Raw genomic sequence first — 18,972 nt, forward strand, 5'->3', positions numbered from 1 at the left:
GCGGGGGCCGGGCGGACCGGCGGGCGCGGACCGGCGGGCGGGCGGGCGGGGTCAGCGGGGCGCTATGGGAGGCGCGAGGCGGAGGAAGCGCTCGGCCACCTGGGCACTCTGCACCGGCCCGTCGCCGTCGCGGTCGAGCTGGGGCGAGTCGAACTCGACCCACCACGTCCGGGCCGAGCCACCGATGGCCGACACGCCCTGCCACGCCGAGCCGCCGGCCCGCATGACGACTCCTGTCGGCCCCCAGGGCCACGGCGACGTCGGCTCCTCGTCGGAGTCGAGCACGTAGACCTGCGCCCCGACGCCCATTCGCGGCTCGGTGCCGACGGACGCGAGGGAGTCGTCACCGTCGTCGGGGCCGACGCTCCTGCTGAAGAACATCCCGCCATGCTGCCAGAAGGTCGAGCGGGACGGCTGGGAGGCGTGACCGGCAGGCGTGGCTCCGGCATCAGCTCGGAAGTAGGGCGGACGGGACTTGAACCCGTGACCGATCGATTATGAGTCGACTGCTCTAACCGGCTGAGCTACCGCCCCGTGTCGCCGGCCCGACCGGCACCCGCGGGCGATGTCAGGACGAGACGACGTCGGTGGTGGGAGCCACCGGCTGCCCACGATACAGGCCCTCGAAGACGTTGAGCGTGCGCTCGATGTCGTGCCCCTCGATCATCCGGAGGCTGGCTCGCCGCATCGACCGGTACTCGTCGTCGGACGCCGTGAGCACCCGTGTCAGCTTGTCGGCCAGGTCGGCGCTGTCGCCGGGGCGGAACAACCAGCCGTTGCTGCCGTCGTCGACGAGGTGCGGAAGGGCCATCGCGTCCGCGACCACGATCGGGAGGCCGGAGGCCATCGCCTCGAGGCTCGCGATGCTCTGCAGCTCGGCGATCGACGGCATCGCGAAGACGGTCGCGTCGGTGAGGGTGCGGCGCAGCTCGGCGTCGGAGAGGTAGCCGGCGAAGGTGACGCGCCCGGCGAGGCCGAGGTCGACGCTCAGCTGCTGCAGGTGCCGCATCAGGTCGCCTCCGCCCACGATCGTGAGCGTGCTCTCGAGCGCCGGGTCGATCAGCGTCATGGCACGCAGCAGCACGTCGATCTGCTTCTCGGCCGTGACCCGTCCGACGAACACGATGCGGTTGCCCTCCGGCCGGTCGTCGCGGGCGGCGTAGTTCGACGCCTCGATGCCGCACGAGACCGCGAGCACGCCCTCGACGTCGATGGCCTTCTCGAGGAACCGGGCCGCCTTGTCGGTCGGCGTCGTCATCGACTCGACGCGGTGGTAGGTGCGGCTCGCGTCGGCCCAGGCCATCTTGACGGCGGTCGCCCGCAGCGCGTGCGGCAGCCCCGTGTGCTCGAGCAGGTTCTCGGGCATGAAGTGGTTGGTCGCCACGGCCCGGATGCCGAGACGGTTCGCGACCCGGACCACGGCACGGCCGATCACGATGTGGGACTGGATGTGGACGACGTCGGGCTGGATCTGGCGGATCACCCGCTCGGCGTTCGCCTCGGCCCGCCACGGCGTCGCGAAGCGCAGCCAGTCGTGGAGGGGCCACCTCGTCGAGTAGAGCCGGTGCACCGTCAGGGTCACGCCGGCGTGCTGCTCGAGGAACGTGCCGTGCTTCCGGCTGGCTGCGGGCGCCAGGACGTGCACGTCGTGGCCGCGGGCCGCCATGCCGACGGCCAGCCGCTCGGCGAAGTTCGCGGCGCCGTTGACGTCGGGCGGGAACGTGTCGGCGGCGATCAGCACGCTCAGCCTCGGCGCGTCGGCCCAGGCTGCGGTGTCGCTCGGATCGGTCGGTCCGTGGGCGTCGGTCACGTGGTCAGTCCTTGTCGTGAGGGGTGGTCGGGCCCGGGTGCAGGAGGGGGCGGGTCAGCGGACCGGAGAACCGGACGCCCGGCGACCCGCGTCGACCACGGTAGCTCAGCTGACCCTCTTCTTCTGCGGCTGGTGCTTGGCGAGCTGGAAGACGCCGGCGACGGCGACGGCCCCCGCGACGAGGAAGAGCACGGCGGCGATCGGCGGCGCCGTCGCGGCCTCGCCGAGCACGACGATGCCGATGGTCACGGCGATGATCGGGTCGACGACGGTGAGGCCCGCGATGACGAGGTCGGGCGACCCCGACGAGTAGGCGTTCTGCACGAAGTAGCCGCCGAGCACCGCGGCCGCGACGAGCATGACGATGCAGACGACCTCGAGCCAGTCGAAGGTGCCCGACGTGATCCGGTTCAGCACGACCTTGGCGAGGGTCGCGACGAAGCCGTAGAGGACGCCCGCGCCGATGACGTAGAAGAGCACGTTGCGGCGGTGGCGCAGCACGACGAAGGCCGCAGCCAGCACGGCCCCCACGACGAGCAGCAGCACGAGCACCGTCACGAGCTGACGGGTCGTGATCGGCGACTCGGTCGCGGCGAACGCGGCGACGGTCGCGAAGAGCCCGATGCCGCCCACGCAGAGCGCGATCGAACGTTTGACCTTCGCGCTCAGTCGCTGCTTGGTCACGCGGGCGTTGATGACGGCGGTGACGACGAGCGCCACGGCACCGAGGGGCTGCACGACGAGGAGGGGCGCGATGTTGAGGCTGGTGAGCTGGAAGACGACGGCCAGGCCCAGGAGGAGCGTGCCGGCCACCCAGGACGGCCTGCCGACGAGCGCGACCACCTGGCGCACGCTCATGCCGCTCTGAGCCGCCCCGAGACGACGCTCGACCTTCTCGACACCGCGGCTCTGCAGCTGCGCACCGATCGAGAGGAACACCGCGCCGACGAGGGCGATGGGGATCCCGAGCGCCTGGTAGGGGGTCAACGACACCTGGGCGGTCAGGTCCCCGAGGTCAGCGCTCACGGTGACACGGTAGCGGCAGCGCGCTGGATAGTCTGGGCGAATGGCCGTACGACCCATCACCATCACGGGGGAACCCGTCCTCCACGCCCGAGCCGCCGAGGTGGAGGTCGTCGACGACGACCTGCGCACGCTCGTCGCCGACATGTTCGAGACGATGGACGCCGCACCCGGAGTGGGCCTCGCCGGCCCGCAGGTCGGGGTAGGACTCCGTCTCTTCGTGTACTCGTGGGTGGACGACGACGGCGAGCCCTGGCGCGGCGTCGCGATCAACCCGACGGTCTGGCAGAGCCCGCTCGGCATCGAGCCCCTCGACGACGACGAGGAATCGGAGGGGTGCCTCTCGATCCCGGGCGAGCGGTTCCCGCTGCGCCGGGCCGAGAGCGTGCTGCTCCGCGCGACGGACCTCGAGGGCGACGAGTACGAGATCGAGGCGCACGGCTGGCTGGCCCGCATCTTCCAGCACGAGTACGACCACCTCGACGGCGTCCTCTACGCCGACCGCCTGGACCACCCCCTGCACAAGGCCGCGGCCAAGAGCGTGAAGAAGTCGGGCTGGGGCGTGCCGGGCCAGACCTGGCTGCCGGGCGTCGACCACCTCGACGACTGACTGAGCACCCACACCGACCGAGCACCCACGCAGACCGAGCACCACACAAGAGAAAAGGCCCAGCGGGTGGAGCCGCTGGGCCTTCGCTCCCCGAGTTGGACTCGAACCAACAACCTGCCGGTTAACAGCCGGCTGCTCTGCCAATTGAGCTATCGAGGAATGGCAGCTGACGTGGACCGGAGTCCCTGACAGCGGACACAACACTACCGCATGTCGCAGCCGTCTCTGAACACCAGGCGACCGCCGGGCGCGTCGCGCGCCTCCTCGACGGTGAGGCCGAGGGGCCAGGGCGGCCTGCCCGCTCAGTAGCCGGCGACCGGGTCGACGACGCCGACGAAGTGCCCGTCTCCTGCGAGGGCCCGCACGTTGTGGCGGATGCGGCCGGCGAGCAGGGGCGCGGTCATCTCCGGCGTGTCCGCCTGGTGCGGCGTCACGATCACGCGGGGGTCGCCCCAGAGCGGGTGGCCGTCCGGCAGCGGCTCCGGGTCGGTGACGTCCAGCCCGACGCCCCAGAGCCGGTCGGCGCCCACTGCGGCGACGAGGGCGTCGGTGTCGACGAGGCTCCCCCGGGCGACGTTGACGAACACGGCACGGGACGGGAGGAGGGCCAGCCGGCGAGCGTCGAAGAGCCGGGCCGTGCCGGGGGTCGCGGCTGCCGCGACCACGACGACGTCGGCGGTGGGCAGCACCTCGTCGAGCAGGTCGACCCCCACGGTCCGCTCGACGCCCTCGACCGGGTCCGCCGTGCGGCGCACGATCGTCACCCGCACGTCGAAGGGCGCCAGCAGGCGCACCAGCTCGCGCGCGATGCCCCCGGCCCCGACGATCACGACGTGCCGGCCGTAGAGCGAGATGCCCCGCTGCTCGGTCTGCCAGGAGGACGCCAGCACCCGCGAGGGCACGACGCGCAACAGCGAGAGGAGCAGCACGAGAGCGTGCTCGGCCACCGGCTCGGCGTACGCGCCCTTCGCGCTCGTCCAGAGCGGGAGGGGCCGGTCGCGATGCGCCTCGAGCACCCCGGAGAACGCGTCCACCCCGGCCCAGGGCAGCTGCACCCAATCGATGCCGGGGTGCGCCGCGAGGGCGGACTCGAGGCCTGCCACGTCGCGGTACGAGAGCCAGATGAGGCCCCGAGTGTCGGGGCCGAGCGGGACGAGCTCTCCGCCCGCCTCGTGCACGGCGTCCTCGAAGACCGCCGAGCCGCGCGGGCCGATGCTCACGGCTCCAGGGCGAGGACGGCGCTCCGGAGGCAGGTCGGCGGCCTCGATGGCCGCTGCGCGGTGGCCGCGCGCGCCTCCTGCGGTCACGGCCGTCGCTCGTCGCGACGGCCGTCGCCGCGCTCTCGTTCGCCGCGCTCTCGTTCTTCGGGCCTGATGACGTCGATCGGCGTCGTGGTCGACAGGACCTTGACGTAGGGGTCGACCCCGTCGCGGAGGACGGTGTCGATCTGCCCGAGGCCGACGAGGCGACCGCCGCGCATGACGGCCACGCGGTCGGTGATCGCCCGTGCCTCGGACACGCTCGACGTGACGACCATCGCCGAGAACTGCCGCTCGGCGTGCAGGTTCTTGATGACGTCGAGCACGGCCTGCCGCACGAGCACGTCGACGCCGCGCGCCGGCTCGTCGGCCACGAGGAGGCGCGGCTCGAGCACGAGGGACCGCGCCAGGGCCACGCGCTGCCGCTGTCCCGAGCTGAGCTCCCAGGTCTGCTTGAGCATCGTCCCTAGCGGAAGGTGCACCGCGTCGACCAGCGCCGTCACGAGGCGCCCCGCCTCGCGACGGTCGAAGTGCCGGTCGCGGAGGTAGATCGGCTCGGCGATGGCCTCGCCGACCGTCAGGTCGGGGCTCAGGGCCTCGCCGTCGTCCTGGGCGAGGTAGCCGACGACCGACGACAGCCGGCCGCGACGTCGAGCGCTCGCCCGAGTCAGCTCGAGGCCGAAGACGCTCGCCGCTCCCCCGCTGATCTGCGGCCGGCCCTCCGGCGGACGGCCCTTGCCGACGAGGCCGGCGACGGCCAGCGCCAAGGTCGACTTGCCGGAGCCGCTCTCCCCCAGCACGGCGACGATCTCGCCGACCCGGATGTCGAGGGTGACCCCGTCCACCGCCCGCAGCGCCGGGTGGCCCGCACGCGCCGGGTAGGTCAGCGAGAGGTCGTCCGTCGTGACGGGGCGGTCCAGGTCGAGTTCGGGGCTCACCCGCGTCACGCTACCTCGCCCGCCGCCGCGCGGGCGTCGAGCTCGGCGAGACGGCGACGACGTGCCGCCTGCTCGGCCGGGTCGGGCACCGGCAGGGAGGCGAGCAGCCGCTGGGTGTACGGGTGCTCGGGAGCCCCGAGCACCTGGTCGTTCGGCCCGCTCTCGACGAGGTCGCCGTGGTACAGGACGCCGATGCGGTCGGCGAGCATGTTCACGACGGCGAGGTCGTGGCTGATGAAGAGCGCCGCGAAGCCCAGGTCGGCCTGCAGCTCGCGGAAGAGCTCGAGCACGCGTGCCTGCACCGAGACGTCGAGGGCGCTCGTGGGCTCGTCGGCGATGAGGAGGCTCGGCTCGAGGGCCAGGGACCGGGCGAGGCTGGCCCGCTGCCGCTGCCCGCCGCTGAGCTCGTGCGGGTAGCGGTCCCCGAACGCCTTGGGCAGCTGCACCGCCTCCATCAGCTCGTCGACGCGCGGACGCGCGGCGCGCGCGTCGCCGGCGCGGCCGTGCACGATGAGGGGCTCGGCAACGCACTCGGCGATGGTCAGCAGCGGGTTGAAGCTCGACGCCGGGTCCTGGAAGACGAACCCGATGTCGGCCCTCAGCGGCTTGAACTCGCGCTCGTGCACGCCGTTCATCTCGACGCCGAGCACCTCGAGGGAGCCGCCGGTCACCTTGGTCAGACCGGCGATGGCACGGCCGATGGTGGTCTTGCCCGAGCCGCTCTCGCCGACGAGGCCGAGCACCTCGCCCTTCGCGATCGAGAAGTCGACGCCCTTGACGGCCCGGAACCCGCCGCGGCCGAGGCGGCCCGGGTACTCGATCTCGAGGCCCGAGGCGCGCACGACGACGTCGCGGTCGGCCTCACCGGCCTGCACCTGGGCGCCGCGCGGCTCGAGGACGGGGACGCTGCCGAGGAGGCGCTTGGTGTAGTCGTCCTGCGGGGACGCGAACAGCGCCTCCGACGTCGCCTGCTCGACGACCTCGCCCTGGTACATCACGGCCACCCGGTCGGCCAGGTCGGCCACGACGCCCATGTTGTGGGTGATCAGCACGATGGCGGTGCCGAACTCGTCGCGGCAGCGGCGCAGCAGGTCGAGGATCTCGGCCTGCACGGTCACGTCGAGCGCGGTCGTCGGCTCGTCGGCGACGATGACCGACGGGTTCAGCACGAGCGCCATGGCGATGACGACGCGCTGCTTCTGGCCGCCCGAGAACTGGTGCGGGTAGTAGTCGACGCGGGTCTCGGGGTCGGGGATGCCCACCTTCCGCAGGATGTCGACGGCCCTCGCCCGCGCCTCCTTGCGGCCGACCTTGCCGTGGGCACGGATGCCCTCAGCGATCTGCCAGCCCACCGTGTAGACGGGGTTGAGCGCGGTCGACGGCTCCTGGAAGACCATCGCGACCTCGGTCCCGCGCATCTCGCGCACGGCGCCGCGGCCGATCTCGAGCACGTTCTTCCCCGAGAGCACGACGGCTCCGGAGGCGACCGCCGTCTCGGGCAGGAGGCGCAGGATCGTCTTGGCCGTCACGGACTTGCCGCTGCCGGACTCGCCGACGATGGCGAGCACCTCGCCCGCTCGCACGTCGAGGGTGACGCCGCGGACCGCCGCGACGTCGCCGCCGTCGGTCGCGAACGTCACGCGGAGGTCGGTGATGCCGACGGCCACGTCGCGCTCGTCGCGGGCGACGTCGTGGGCGGCGTGGCGGACGGGCTGGGCGGCCTGTGCGCCCGGGTCGAGCGGTCCGGTGGTCATGCTGTCGCCTCCTGCGGCTCGACCGGCGCTGCGGCCGTCGTGGTCGTGGTGCTGCCGGCGCCGCTGCGCCCTGCCTTCTTGCTGCGGCCGGCCCGGCGACGCGTCCGGAGGCGCGGGTCGGCCAGGTCGTTGAGGCTCTCGCCCACGAGGGTGATGCCGAGCACCATCAGGACGATGGCCGCTCCGGGGAACACGCCCGTCCACCAGATGCCGCTCGCCGTGTCGCTGAGCGCGCGGTTCAGGTCGTAGCCCCACTCGGCGGCGGACGTCGGGCCGATGCCGAAGCCCAGGAAGCCGAGCGCGGCCAGGGTGAGGATCGCCTCCGACGCGTTCAGCGTGAGGATGAGCGGCAGGCTGCGGGTCGCGTTGCGGAGCACGTGCTTGAACATGATGCGCGGCGTGCTGCTGCCGACGACCTTGGCGGACTCGACGAACGCCTCCGACTTGAGCCGGACGGCCTCGGCTCGGACGACCCGGAAGTACTGGGGCACGAACACGACGGTGATCGAGATGCCCGCCGAGAGGATGCCGCCCCAGAGGCTCGACTGGCCGCCGCTGATGACGATCGAGACGACGATCGCGAGCAGCAGCGAGGGGAACGCGTAGACGGCGTCGGCCACGACGACGAGCACGCGGTCGACCCAGCCGCCGAGGTAGCCGGAGACGAGGCCGAGGACGACGCCGAGGACGATCGAGAGCACGACCGCCACGACCACGACGGAGATCGCCGTGCGGGTGCCCCAGACGACGCGGCTGAAGACGTCGTAGCCGCCGACCGTGGTGCCCCAGAGGTGCTGGGCCGAGGGGGCGGCCTGGCGCGCGAACGTGCCGTCGTCGTCGCTGAGCTGGCCGTAGCCGTAGGGCGCGATGAGCGGGGCGAAGACGGCGAGCACGACGAACGCGACGCAGATGACGATCCCGGCGACGAGCATGCCGCGCTGCAGGCCGACCGAGCGGCGCACGTGGGCGACGATCGGCAGGCGCTTCCAGAGGGGCTCGTGCCGGTCGGACAGGACGCCGGAGGTGGTGGTCGACACGGTCAGTACCTCACTCTCGGGTCGATGAGGGCCGCGATGACGTCGACCAGGAAGTTCGTGACGGCGACGATGACGGCGAGCACGGCCACGATGCCCTGCACGGCGACGAAGTCGCGCGCCGAGAGGTACTGCTGCAGCTGGAAGCCGAGGCCGCGCCAGCCGAAGGTCGTCTCGGTGAGCACCGAGCCGCCGAGCAGCATGGCGATCTGCAGGCCCATCACGGTGATGATGGGGATCAGCGCCGGCTTGAGCGCGTGCTTGCGCACGAGACGCAGCTCGGAGACGCCACGCGAACGGGCGGCGTCGACGTACTCGGAGCCGAGCGTGCCGATGACGTTCGTCCGCACCAGGCGGAGGAAGATGCCCGCCGTGAGCAGGCCCAGCGTGAGGGCGGGCAGCACCGCGTGGCTGAGGACGTTCAGCGTGATCGTCGAGTTGCCGAGCCGCAGCGCGTCCAGGATGTAGATCCCCGTCGGGTTCTCGATGCGCCCGAGCGCGATCGCGATCCGGGTGTCGGCGCGCCCGCTCAGCGGCAGCCAGCCGAGCCAGACGGAGAAGGTGAGCTTCAGCAGCAGGCCCGCGAAGAAGACGGGCGTCGCGTAGGCGAAGATCGCGAGGATGCGCAGCACGGCGTCGGGCCAGCGGTCGCGGAGGTAGGCGGCGAGCATGCCGAGCGGGATGCCGATCACGAGCGCGACGATGAGCGCGTAGATCACGAGCTCGAGGGTCGCGGCGCCGTACGTGACGATGATGTCGCTGATCTGGCGGTTGTCCGTGGCGGTCGTGCCGAAGTCGAGGCGCACGATCTGCCCGAGGTACTCGACGTACTGGACGATGATCGGCCGGTCGTAGCCCGCCGCGGCGAGGCGCTCGGCGAGCTGCGCCTCCGTCAGGCGGTCGCCCACCGAGGCGGTGATCGGGTTGCCGACCACGCGCATCAGGAAGAACACCAGCGTGACGAGGATGAAGACGGTGGGGATGATCAGGACGGCCCTGACCACCAGGTAGCGTCCGAGACCACCGCCTCCGCCGCCTGCGCGGCGTCGTCGGGGGGCCGCGGGGGCGGGCCGCTCGGGGGCGATCTGGTCGCCGGTGAGCACTGTCACGTCGATGTGCCTTTCTGGGTGGAACGGGGGCGGACGCGAGGGGTGCCCCGCCCGTGGGCGGAGCACCCCTCGTCGTCGTGCCGTGAGGCGGTCGTCCTGCCGACTAGCGGCTGAGAGCTCCGTAGCGGAACTTGAACGACGGGTCGAGCGTGTCGTCGACGCCCTGGACGTCGCTGGCTGAGACGACGACCTGCGTGCCCTGGAGGAGCGGCAGCGTCGGCAGGTCGGCCGCGACGGCGTCCTGGATGTCGCCGATGAGTGCCGTACGGGCCGTCTCGTCCTCCTCGGCGATCTCCTGCGACAGGAGGGCCTGGACGGCCGCCGAGTCGTAGTGGTTGCCGACGAAGTTGTCCTTCACGAAGAACGGCGACAGGTAGTTGTCGGCGTCCGAGAAGTCGGGGAACCAGCCGAGCTGGTAGACGGGGTAGGCATCCTGGCGACGCTCGGTGGAGTAGGTGTCCCACAGGGTCGACTGCAGGTTCACGGTGAACAGGCCGGACGCCTCGAGCTGCGTCTTGATGAGGGCGTACTCCTCGTCGCTCGACGCGCCGTAGTGGTCGGGGCTGTACTGCAGGTCGAGCTGGACGGGCACGTCCACGCCGGCCGCCGACAGCGCCGCGGTCGCGGCGTCGGCGTCGGGGCCGCCCTGGCCGTCGCCGTAGAGCGACTCGAGCGGCTTGGTGGCACCGGTCAGGCCGTCGGGCACGACCGAGTAGAGCGGCGTGTACGTGTCGTTGTAGACCTCCTTGGCGAGGGCCTCGCGGTCGACGACGCTCGCGACGGCCTGGCGCACGGCCAGGGACTTCGCCGCGTCGGCGTCGGGCTGGGTCGCGCCGTAGGGCATCGTGTCGAAGTTGAAGACCATGTAGCGGATCTCGCCGCCGGGGCCGTTGTGCACGGTCAGCGAGTCGTCCTTCGCCAGGTCGGCGAGGTCCGTCGGGCTCAGGCTGCGGTTGGCGACGTCGACGTCGCCCTCCTGCACGGCGAGCTTGAGGTCGGTCTCCTCCGTGTAGTAGGTGGCCGTGATCGAGTCGGTCTTCGCCGCGCCGAGCACGCCGTCGTAGGACTCGTTGGCCGCGTACTGGATCGACTCGTTCTCGGAGTAGTCGGTGATCGCGTACTGCCCGGAGAAGGCGTTGCCCTCGACGATGTCGTCCGGCGCGGTCAGGCTGGTCGCCGAGAAGACGTCCTCGTCGACGATGGGGCCGGCGGGGCTCGACAGGATCTGGGGCCAGGTCTGGTCGGCGCCCTTCAGCGTGAAGACGACGGTCTTGTCGTCGGGAGCCTCGGTGCTGGCGAGGTTGCCGAGCAGCGACGAGGGGCCGTTGTCGTCCGCGATCGCCAGCTGACGGTCGAAGGTGAACTTGACGTCGCTCGAGGTCAGCGCGTTGCCGTTGGCGAACGTCAGGCCGTCCTTGAGGGTGACCGTGTACGTGGTCGGGTCGGTGAACTCGGCCGACTCGGCGAGGTCGGGCTCGACGTCCGGGCTGCCGTAGGGCGAGTTCATGAGGAACCCGAAGACCTGGTTCTGCACCGCGAACGAGCCGTTGTCGTACGACCCGGCCGGGTCGAGCGAGGTGATGACGTCGGTGGTGCCGACGCTGATGCCGTTGAGCGCGTCGTCTGCCGCGTCGCCGCCGGAGGCGCAGCCGGCCAGGACGAGAGCCGTGGCGGCTGCTCCTCCCATGACGGCGAGGACGCGGCGGTTGAGCCTGGAGTCGGATGTCATTCCGGTTGCCTCTTTCTCTGTGTGCAGGGACCCCGAGGCCGCAGCTGTGGGTGCGACAGTGCACGGGGGGTAGCTATTGGTAACACACAGTCAGCTCTCGGCTGCAACCGATAGGCGATCGTTTACAAACTCGCAACGAAGTTTGCCACGTGGTCCGATGGCGTCTCGGTGACGTCTCGGCGGCATCTCGACGACGAGTCGACGGCATCCCGACGACGAGTCGATGACGTGTCGACGCCGCTCACACGGCCGGCCGTCACACGGCCCTCGGCCCTCACAGCTCGGCGGTCAGCGCTCTCCGCTCGACCTCGAGGGCGGCGAGCTGCACCTGGATCTCACGCCACTTGTCGGGGTCGGTCTTGACGTCCGTGCGGAACGACCGGCCCATCAGCTCCGACTTCTCCCTGATCAGGTCCCGCTCGACGATCGACACGACGATGCCACGGCAGTAGGTCGTGATCTCCCTGTCCTGGCGCTCCGGGATCGGCGCGACCGCCAGCTCCTTCGCCAGGGCGTCGAACGGCGCGGGCGTCTGGTCCAGCACGACGTCGAGCCAGGAGGCCTCGCCGAACTTGTCGAGGCTCGCGCCGATGGCGTCGCGCACCACCGCCAGCGAAGTGGTCTCGAGACGCGCCTGGACCGCGCGCCTCATCAGCTCGAAGCCCACGGCGTCGGGGTGCTGCAGCATCGCCATGACCGCGTCGCGCTCGGTGCGGGTCGTCAGGTCGCCGGGCAGCGTCATGAGGCTGGGGCCAGCCGGCTCGTCGGGCAGGGGCGGAAGGCTCGTGATGGACTGGCGCCCCTCGGAGGCGTTGGCCGGCAGGGCACGAGGTGCCGCCGCGACGGCCTGCGCCTGGCGCATCACGGACGTCACGACCTCGACGACGCTCTCCGTGTCCTCTCCGACCGCCTTCGCGAGGAACCGCGCGTAGCCGAGACGGATCGAGTTGTCGCGGATGGACGCGACGGCCGGGGCAGCTGCCCGCACCGCGCTCGCACGGCCCTCGACCGTCTCGAGGTCGAACCCCACGACGCTGCGCTGGATCATGAACTCGAACATCGGTCGACGGGTGTCGATCATGCGCCGGACGGCGTCGTCCCCCCTCGCGAGCCGCAGGTCGCAGGGGTCCAGGCCCTCGGGCGGGAGGGCGACGAACGTCTGCGTCTGGAACCGCTGCTCCTCGGCGAAGGCCCGGGACGCGGCCTTCTGGCCGGCCTCGTCGGGATCGAACGTGAAGACGACCTGGCCGAGCGCCGAGAGGTCGTGCCCCGCGCTCTCGCCCAGCATCGGCCGCAGGAGCTTGATGTGATCCACGCCGAAGGAGGTGCCGCAGGTCGCGACGGCGGTCGTCACTCCCGCGAGGTGGCACGCCATCACGTCGGTGTAGCCCTCGACGATGACGACCTGCTTGCCCTTCGCGATGTCACGGCGGGCGAGGTCGAGCCCGTAGAGCACCTGCGACTTGTGGTAGATCGGCGTCTCGGGCGTGTTCAGGTACTTCGGGCCCTTGTCGTCGTCGAGGAGCCGCCTGGCCCCGAAGCCGATGGTCGACCCGGTGACGTCGCGGATCGGCCACACGAGACGGCCCCGGAAACGGTCGTAGGGGCTGCGGTCGCCCTGGCTCAGCAACCCGGCCGTCACGAGCTCCTCGTCGGCGAAGCCCGCGCCCTTGAGGTGCGAGCGCAGGGCGTCGAACGACTTGGGGGCGAACCCCACGCCGAAGCGCTCGGCCGCCGCAGGGTCGAAACCGCGCTCGCCGAGGAACCGACGGGCCGGGTCCGCGTCCGCGGCGGTGAGGTGCTGGGCGAAGAACTCCCGCGCGGCCTCGTTCGCGGCGATGAGGCGCGCGCGGCCGCCGTGGTCGCTCGCCTTGCCGCCGTCCTCGTAGCGCAGGGTGAAGCCGATGCGGCTCGCCAGCCGCTCGACCGCCTCCTGGAACGTCGTGTGGTCGGTCTTCATGACGAAGCTGTAGACGTCGCCGTCCTCACCGCAGCCGAAGCAGTGGTACCGGCCGACCTGGGGGCGCACGTGGAAGCTCGGGCTGCGCTCGTCGTGGAACGGGCAGAGGCCCTTCAGCGAGCCGACGCCGGCGCCCTTGAGCGTGACGTGGTCGCCGACGACGTCGGCGATGTTCGTGCGCGAGCGCACCTCGTCGATGTCGTCGCGTCTGATCAGGCCGGGCACGGGGCGGTCCCTCCTCGGAGCTCGGGCCGGGTCACGGGGCGGCTGACAGGACCGGTCATCGTGCGCCGACGAGACGGTCGTGCCAGCTGACGGCGCTCTGGTCGGTCAGGGAGGCGACCTGGTCGACGACCACGCGCCTCCTGCCGGCATCGTCGTCGGCGACGGCCCAGTCGGCACGGAAGCCGGGGTCGAGCTCGGAGTCGCCCGTCGCCCAGAGGGCGTCGGACAGGGTCGTCAGGACCTCGCGCTGACGCTCGTAGATCGGCTGGCGGTGGCCCTGCGTCATCACGAAGGCCGCCGTGATGCCCTTGAGCACCGCGATCTCGCCGATGACGTCGGGCGAGATGACCATGCTCGCGCTGAACCGGATGAGCGACTGCTCGGCGTACGACTCGCGCGTGGACTGCGTCGCCGAGCCGGCGAAACGGCCGATCAGCTGACTGGTCAGGTTCTTCAGGCGGGCCTGGTCGAGACGGCCGCCGTCGTAGGAACGGAGCCAGAAGGGCTGGCGGCGGAGGCGGTCGAAGGCCTCCTCGAGCTCGTCCCGGCTGAGCTCGCCGCCGACCCACGCGTGCATGGCCGTGACGAGGGCCTCGTGGCCGTCGGGCGACCCCAGGCTCGACACGTCGACGTAGCCGTTGACCACGGCGTCCTCGAAGTCGTGCACGGAGTAGGCGATGTCGTCGGAGAGGTCCATCACCTGCGCCTCGATGCAGCGGCGACGGCGCGGCGCGCCCGCCCGCAGCCACGCGAAGGCGGCCGTGTCGTCGTCGTAGAAGCCGAACTTCATGCGCCCGCCGGGGTCGGGGACGCCCTGCGCCGCCGGCCACGGGTACTTGCAGCTCGCGTCGAGGCTGGCACGGGTCAGGTTGAGGCCGAAGCTGCGACCCGTCGCGTCGATGACCTTCGGCTCGATGCGGGTGAGCAGCCGCAGGGTCTGGGCGTTGCCCTCGAAGCCGCCGATGGACGAGGACCACTCGTTCAGCGCCCGCTCGCCGTTGTGCCCGAAGGGCGGGTGGCCCAGGTCGTGGGCCAGGCACGCGGTGTCGACGACGTCGGGGTCGAGGCCCAGGCTCGTCGCGAGCTCGCGGCCGACCTGCGCCACCTCGAGCGAGTGCGTCAGGCGGTTGCGGGCGAAGTCGAGCCCCGCGGTCGGGCTCAGCACCTGCGTCTTGGCGGCGAGGCGCCGGAGCGCGCTCGAGTGCAGCAGGCGTGCCCGGTCGCGGGCGAAGTCGCTCCGGCGGTTCGAGTGCTGCTCGGGCAGCCAGCGCTCGGAGTCGGCGGGGGCGTAGTCGACGCCGACGCCGTGCAGGGAGGCAGTGGTCACCGGGGGCCTCTCAGGCTGACGGGTGCGGGTGCTGTGGCGAGTTCGGCCGCGATCGCTGATGCTGTGGCGGATGAGATCGAGGAGGTGGGACTGGCGGACGTCGAGGAGGCCACGCCTCAGCCCCCGCTGTGGTGCAGCTCGGCGGCCACGAGCTCGCCGCGGAACGCCTCGTCGAGCTCACGGCTCTCGAGCCAGCGGTCGGGCAGCGATGGCCGCTTCGGGCTGCCGGCGCGGCCTCGCGGGCCCTCGGCCGCGTCGCCGGGGTACGGCTGAGCGGCGTCGAGCGTCGCCAGCAGGTCGTCCATCTGCTGCAGGGACTCGACAGCCGCCAGGGCGGCACGCGTGTCGCCGCCCACCGGGTAGCCCTTGAAGTACCACGCGACGTGCTTGCGGATGTCGCGGCAGGCGTGCGGCTCGTCGCCGTCGTAGAACTCGACCAGGAGCTCGGCGTGCCGGCGGAACGCCGCAGCCACCTCGCCGAGGGCCGGCTCGGCCTTCTGCGCCTCGCCGCGGAACGCGGCCGCGAGGTCGCCGAAGAGCCACGGGCGCCCGAGGCAGCCCCGGCCGACGACGACGCCGTCGCAGCCCGTCTCGTCGACCATGCGGAGAGCGTCGGCCGCGGACCAGATGTCGCCGTTGCCGAGCACGGGCACGCTCGTGACCGTCTGCTTCAGCTTCGCGATCGCCGACCAGTCGGCCTGGCCCGAGTAGTACTCGGAGGCTGTACGGGCGTGCAGCGCGACGCTCGCGACCCCCGCACCCTCGGCCGCCCGGCCCGCCTCGAGGTAGGTGAGGTGCTCGTCGTCGATGCCCTTGCGCATCTTCACGGTCAGGGGGACGTCGCCGGCGGCCTTCACGGCTCGCTCGACGATCTCGCGAAAGAGCCCGATCTTCCAGGGGAGGGCCGCTCCCCCGCCGCGCCGCGTCACCTTCGCCACGGGGCAGCCGAAGTTGAGGTCGATGTGGTCCGCGCGGTCCTCGGCGACCAGCATGGTGACCGCCTCCGCGACGGTGTTCGGCTCGACGCCGTAGAGCTGGATGCTGCGGGGCGTCTCGCTCTCGTGGTGCGTGATCAGCCGCATCGACTCGGGGGTGCGCTCGACGAGGGCGCGGCTCGTGATCATCTCGCTGACGTACAGCCCGGCCCCGTGCTCGCGGCACAGGCGACGGTAGGCCGTGTTGGTGATGCCGGCCATCGGGGCGAGCACGACGGGCGAGGCCACGTCGATCGGTCCGATCGAGAGGCCGGGGGAAGGCAGGGTGGTGGTGGTCATCGGTACGATTCTCCCATGAGCGATCCTGCCCCGACAGCCTCCGACGGTTCGCCTGTGGAAGACGTCGTGGGGCCAGACGACGTGCAGGGGCGAGGCACGCAGCGCCTCCTCGCCGACGCCGCGGAACGCGGCCTCGCCGTCGAGATCGTCGCGCGCCCGGCCGCGGAGAGCCTCGAGGCGGCGGCGGCCTTGCTGGGGGTCGACCCGGCCTCGGTCGTCAAGAGCCTCGTGGTAAAGCGGCACGACGGGTCGTTCCTGTTCGCGCTCGTCCCCGGCGATCGACAGATCTCGTGGCGCAAGCTGCGGACCGTCGTCGGGGTCAACAAGCTCTCGATGCCTGCCGCCGAGGTCGCCCTCGACGCGACTGGCTTCGAGCGCGGCACCATCACTCCCGTCGGCAGCTCGACCGCCTGGCCCGTCGTGGCCGACGAACGGATCGCCGGGCGTCGAGTGGCCATGGGCGCCGGCGGGCACGGCCTGAGCGCGTTCGTCGAGGCGGACGAGCTCATCGAGGCGTACTCCGCGACCGTGGCGGACATCAGCGACTGACCGCCGCCTCCGGGGCCGGGTCCGACTCGGGCCCGACCTCGGCCGGTGACGCGCCCGGGGTCAGGGCACGGACGGTGGCGACCGCCGCCGGCAGCAGGCACGCGTCGCCTTCGCACGCGAGAGCGTCCGCGTCGCCGAGCATGGCGAACGGGCTCATCGGACGGTGTCCGTCCCGGTCGCGGCCGCGCCCGGCGAGGACGCGGTGCCGCTCGCCGCGGCGACCTCGGACTGCACCTGCTGCAGGGCGCCGAGGAAGGCTTCGGGCGCCTGGGCGCCCGAGATCCCGTACTTGCCCTCGAGCACGAAGAAGGGCACGCCCGTGATGCCGAACGCCTGCGCCTGCTGCTGGTCGGCGCGTACGTCGGCGAGGTGCTGGTCGGACTCGAGGGCCGCGACGACCTCGGCGCGGTCCAGGCCGACCTCGGCGGCCAGGTCGCCGAGGGCGGCGACGCGGCCCACGTGACGGCCCTCGACGAAGTAGGCGGCCAGCAGCCGCTCGGTCATCTCGAGCTGCAGCCCGCGCGCCTTGGCGAAGTGCAGCAGCTGGTGCGCCTTCACCGTGTTCGTGTGGTGCAGCGACCCGAAGTCGTAGGCGAGCCCGACCTCGGCGGCGACGCCGGTGACCTGGTCGAGCATGCCGCGCACCTGCTCGGCCGGCATGCCCTTGTGCTTCGCGAGGAAATCGACCTCGTCACCCTCGAAGTCGACCGGGGTGTCGGGCGACAGCTCGAAGGAGTGGTACTCGACCTCGACCTCACCGTCGAACCGCGCCGCCGCGTCCTCGAACTTCCGCTTGCCGATGTAGCACCACGGGCAGGCGATGTCGCTCCAGACGTCGACCTTGATCGGGGAGCTGGCGGGGGAAGAGGAGGCGGTGGTCGTGTCGGTCACGACAGGGCAAAGTCGGTGCGGGTCCGAGGCATTCCCAGGTCATGCCCCAGCCTCCAGCGGCGCTGGCCCCTCGCGCCCAGCACGCGCGGCAGCCGCGCCTCGGGGTGCCCGGAGGGCTGCGGGCCGCCGGCGAGCCCCACCAGCCTGTCCACCGCCTCCTGCACCGCCGCCCACTCCTCGCGCACCTGCCGGTAGCTGACCCGGCACGGCACGAATCCGGCCGCGATCGTCACGAGGTCCTTCCGTCGATCTCGCTCGAAGTGGTCGGCATGGTGCTCGCGACCGTCCGTCTCGAGCGATGCGGTCCCGTCGACGACGTGGTCGACCGCCTCGCCCCGCGGCCCCACGACGACCTGACGCTCGACCACGCGGCCCGCCCGGCGCAGGCGCGTGCCCGCCGCGCTCTCGAGGATGCTCTGTGCGCCGACGTCGCTCCAGTCGGCCAGCCCCGACGCGTCCGCCCGGTGCCGCCCCAGGACTTCTCGGTCGTCCGCCTCGGTGATCAGCTCGACGGAGCGGGCCCAGTCTGCGAGGACGACCGCGTCCTCGAAAGAGGACGCCTCGACCACGGCGCGGGCAAGGGCGTCGCGCGGGTCGACGGTCGCGGTGCCGCCCCGATCGATCACGTCTGCTCCGTCCCACACGACGCGCACGCCGCGACGGCGCCTCAGGCGCGATGCGGTGCGGGGCACGGAGACCACGACCTCGGGGGGACGGCGATCCCACGTCCACGCACCGAGGAGAGCGAGCGCGGCCGCCCCGGTCAGCCTGCCCCCGACCGCGGCGGCGACGAACCTCGGGTCGGTGGACGGCCAGGTCGAGTACCACCCGCGCCTCGGACGCCGGACTTCGCGAGCCCGCACCGCCGCCGTGAGGTGTCGGTCCGTGGCCCCGTGGCCCACGAGGTCGCGCTTGTGCAGCAACCCGCCGGCCGCGGACACCAGCTCTCGGATCGTCGTCATCCCCCGAGGATGGTCGCCCGGATGCTCGCGGCGCGGGGCTCGAGGGCCAGCGCGTGGACGAGACGACCACCGCTCGGCGGCGGGGAGGACGCACCCGCGACGCTGCCGGCAGGCGCCCCGAGCCCGGGCCGCACGCGGGCACGTCGGCAACTCCTGAGGAACGCATCGCCCGGCGCACAGACCTGCGGCGTCGCAGCCCCTCGGGCGCCCACGATCAGGAGTTGCCGACCGCGGGCGGCTAACCGACAGCCCGAGCCCCTCCCCGTGGACCGCGGTCGTACAGACTGCGAGCCGTGCGAGCCGCGGAGCAGCCAGCGTCGGCAACTCCTGCGACGAGCACGGGCAGTCGCGTGCGACCCCGTCGCGTGCGACGGTGACGGAGCACAGGTCAGGAGTTGCCGACCGGCGATCGGCGGCGGGGCCCAGGCCCGGATGGGCGGCCCGGACGGCCGGACGGACCCGGCGGGCCGAAAGGGCCCGGCGCGCCGGACGGGCAGGCAAGCCGAACGGGCCCGGCG

At 72.1% G+C, this 18,972-nt stretch carries 16 protein-coding genes and 2 tRNA genes; 2 read left to right on the plus strand and 16 right to left on the minus strand.

Annotated elements, in window-relative coordinates; all coding sequences use genetic code 11:
* Nucleotides 1-51: 51 nt before the first annotated feature.
* The 4 genes from RWM17_RS05410 to RWM17_RS05425 form a co-directional block, all read right to left on the minus strand.
* Nucleotides 52-381, minus strand: coding sequence for a hypothetical protein (locus RWM17_RS05410; RefSeq protein ID WP_314102013.1), 330 nt, complete (start codon nt 379-381; stop codon nt 52-54).
* A 79-nt stretch (nt 382-460) separates the two neighbouring features.
* Nucleotides 461-534 (minus strand) — tRNA-Ile (locus RWM17_RS05415).
* Nucleotides 535-568: 34 nt separating this feature from the next.
* Nucleotides 569-1,810, minus strand: a complete 1,242-nt coding sequence (locus RWM17_RS05420) for a glycosyltransferase (protein WP_314102015.1) — start codon at nt 1,808-1,810, stop codon at nt 569-571.
* A gap of 105 nt (nt 1,811-1,915) precedes the next feature.
* Entirely contained in the window at nt 1,916-2,836 is a 921-nt protein-coding gene (locus tag RWM17_RS05425) for a DMT family transporter (RefSeq protein ID WP_314102017.1), read from the minus strand.
* A 40-nt stretch (nt 2,837-2,876) separates the two neighbouring features.
* Here RWM17_RS05425 and def point away from each other — a divergent pair, with 40 nt between their 5' ends.
* Nucleotides 2,877-3,443, plus strand: a complete 567-nt coding sequence (def, locus tag RWM17_RS05430; protein ID WP_314102019.1) for a peptide deformylase — start codon at nt 2,877-2,879, stop codon at nt 3,441-3,443.
* Between the two features lie 86 nt (nt 3,444-3,529).
* On the opposite strand, the gene RWM17_RS05435 is transcribed toward def, so the two are convergent.
* From RWM17_RS05435 to dusB, 10 genes are all read right to left on the minus strand, one after another.
* A tRNA-Asn gene (locus tag RWM17_RS05435) sits at nt 3,530-3,602 on the minus strand.
* A gap of 143 nt (nt 3,603-3,745) precedes the next feature.
* Nucleotides 3,746-4,750 (minus strand): NAD(P)-dependent oxidoreductase, encoded by a 1,005-nt coding sequence (locus RWM17_RS05440; RefSeq protein WP_314102021.1) that lies wholly within the window; start codon nt 4,748-4,750, stop codon nt 3,746-3,748.
* Entirely contained in the window at nt 4,747-5,640 is an 894-nt protein-coding gene (locus RWM17_RS05445) for an ATP-binding cassette domain-containing protein (RefSeq protein WP_314102023.1), read from the minus strand. The genes RWM17_RS05440 and RWM17_RS05445 overlap by 4 nt, the downstream gene beginning before the upstream one ends.
* A gap of 5 nt (nt 5,641-5,645) precedes the next feature.
* Nucleotides 5,646-7,394, minus strand: a complete 1,749-nt coding sequence (locus tag RWM17_RS05450; protein WP_314102024.1) for an ABC transporter ATP-binding protein — start codon at nt 7,392-7,394, stop codon at nt 5,646-5,648.
* Nucleotides 7,391-8,431 (minus strand): ABC transporter permease, encoded by a 1,041-nt coding sequence (locus RWM17_RS05455; RefSeq protein ID WP_314102026.1) that lies wholly within the window; start codon nt 8,429-8,431, stop codon nt 7,391-7,393. Before RWM17_RS05455 ends, RWM17_RS05450 begins: the two co-directional genes overlap by 4 nt.
* A 2-nt stretch (nt 8,432-8,433) precedes the next feature.
* Nucleotides 8,434-9,513, minus strand: coding sequence for an ABC transporter permease (locus tag RWM17_RS05460; RefSeq protein WP_369878212.1), 1,080 nt, complete (start codon nt 9,511-9,513; stop codon nt 8,434-8,436).
* A gap of 127 nt (nt 9,514-9,640) precedes the next feature.
* Nucleotides 9,641-11,266, minus strand: a complete 1,626-nt coding sequence (locus tag RWM17_RS05465; protein ID WP_314102028.1) for an ABC transporter substrate-binding protein — start codon at nt 11,264-11,266, stop codon at nt 9,641-9,643.
* A 274-nt stretch (nt 11,267-11,540) separates the two neighbouring features.
* On the minus strand, nt 11,541-13,451 hold the full coding sequence (gene dnaG, locus RWM17_RS05470) for a DNA primase (RefSeq protein WP_314102029.1): 1,911 nt from the start codon (nt 13,449-13,451) through the stop codon (nt 11,541-11,543).
* 55 nt (nt 13,452-13,506) lie between these two features.
* A complete protein-coding gene (locus RWM17_RS05475) occupies nt 13,507-14,778 on the minus strand; it encodes a deoxyguanosinetriphosphate triphosphohydrolase (RefSeq protein WP_314102030.1) in 1,272 nt (423 codons plus the stop codon).
* A gap of 116 nt (nt 14,779-14,894) precedes the next feature.
* Complete coding sequence (gene dusB, locus RWM17_RS05480) at nt 14,895-16,052, minus strand: tRNA dihydrouridine synthase DusB (protein ID WP_314102031.1); 1,158 nt, start codon at nt 16,050-16,052, stop codon at nt 14,895-14,897.
* A gap of 15 nt (nt 16,053-16,067) precedes the next feature.
* Here dusB and RWM17_RS05485 point away from each other — a divergent pair, with 15 nt between their 5' ends.
* Nucleotides 16,068-16,601, plus strand: coding sequence for a YbaK/EbsC family protein (locus RWM17_RS05485; RefSeq protein ID WP_314102032.1), 534 nt, complete (start codon nt 16,068-16,070; stop codon nt 16,599-16,601).
* A gap of 153 nt (nt 16,602-16,754) precedes the next feature.
* On the opposite strand, the gene RWM17_RS05490 is transcribed toward RWM17_RS05485, so the two are convergent.
* Both RWM17_RS05490 and RWM17_RS05495 read right to left on the minus strand, forming a co-directional pair.
* Entirely contained in the window at nt 16,755-17,492 is a 738-nt protein-coding gene (locus RWM17_RS05490; protein WP_314102033.1) for a DsbA family oxidoreductase, read from the minus strand.
* Nucleotides 17,489-18,454: a hypothetical protein gene (locus tag RWM17_RS05495; RefSeq protein WP_314102034.1), complete on the minus strand. Its 966-nt coding sequence runs from the start codon at nt 18,452-18,454 to the stop codon at nt 17,489-17,491. Before RWM17_RS05495 ends, RWM17_RS05490 begins: the two co-directional genes overlap by 4 nt.
* Nucleotides 18,455-18,972 lie beyond the last annotated feature (518 nt).

This window comes from uncultured Frigoribacterium sp. (genome assembly GCF_963515265.1).
Taxonomy (GTDB): domain Bacteria; phylum Actinomycetota; class Actinomycetes; order Actinomycetales; family Microbacteriaceae; genus Frigoribacterium.

Coding starts and splice junctions, on each gene's coding strand:
- RWM17_RS05410 (WP_314102013.1), bottom strand. CDS start 381: ATGTTCTTCAGCAGGAGCGTCGGCCCCGACGACGGTGACGACTCCCTC.
- RWM17_RS05465 (WP_314102028.1), bottom strand. CDS start 11,266: ATGACATCCGACTCCAGGCTCAACCGCCGCGTCCTCGCCGTCATGGGA.
- RWM17_RS05495 (WP_314102034.1), bottom strand. CDS start 18,454: ATGACGACGATCCGAGAGCTGGTGTCCGCGGCCGGCGGGTTGCTGCAC.
- RWM17_RS05450 (WP_314102024.1), bottom strand. CDS start 7,394: ATGACCACCGGACCGCTCGACCCGGGCGCACAGGCCGCCCAGCCCGTC.
- dusB (WP_314102031.1), bottom strand. CDS start 16,052: ATGACCACCACCACCCTGCCTTCCCCCGGCCTCTCGATCGGACCGATC.
- def (WP_314102019.1), top strand. CDS start 2,877: ATGGCCGTACGACCCATCACCATCACGGGGGAACCCGTCCTCCACGCC.
- RWM17_RS05485 (WP_314102032.1), top strand. CDS start 16,068: ATGAGCGATCCTGCCCCGACAGCCTCCGACGGTTCGCCTGTGGAAGAC.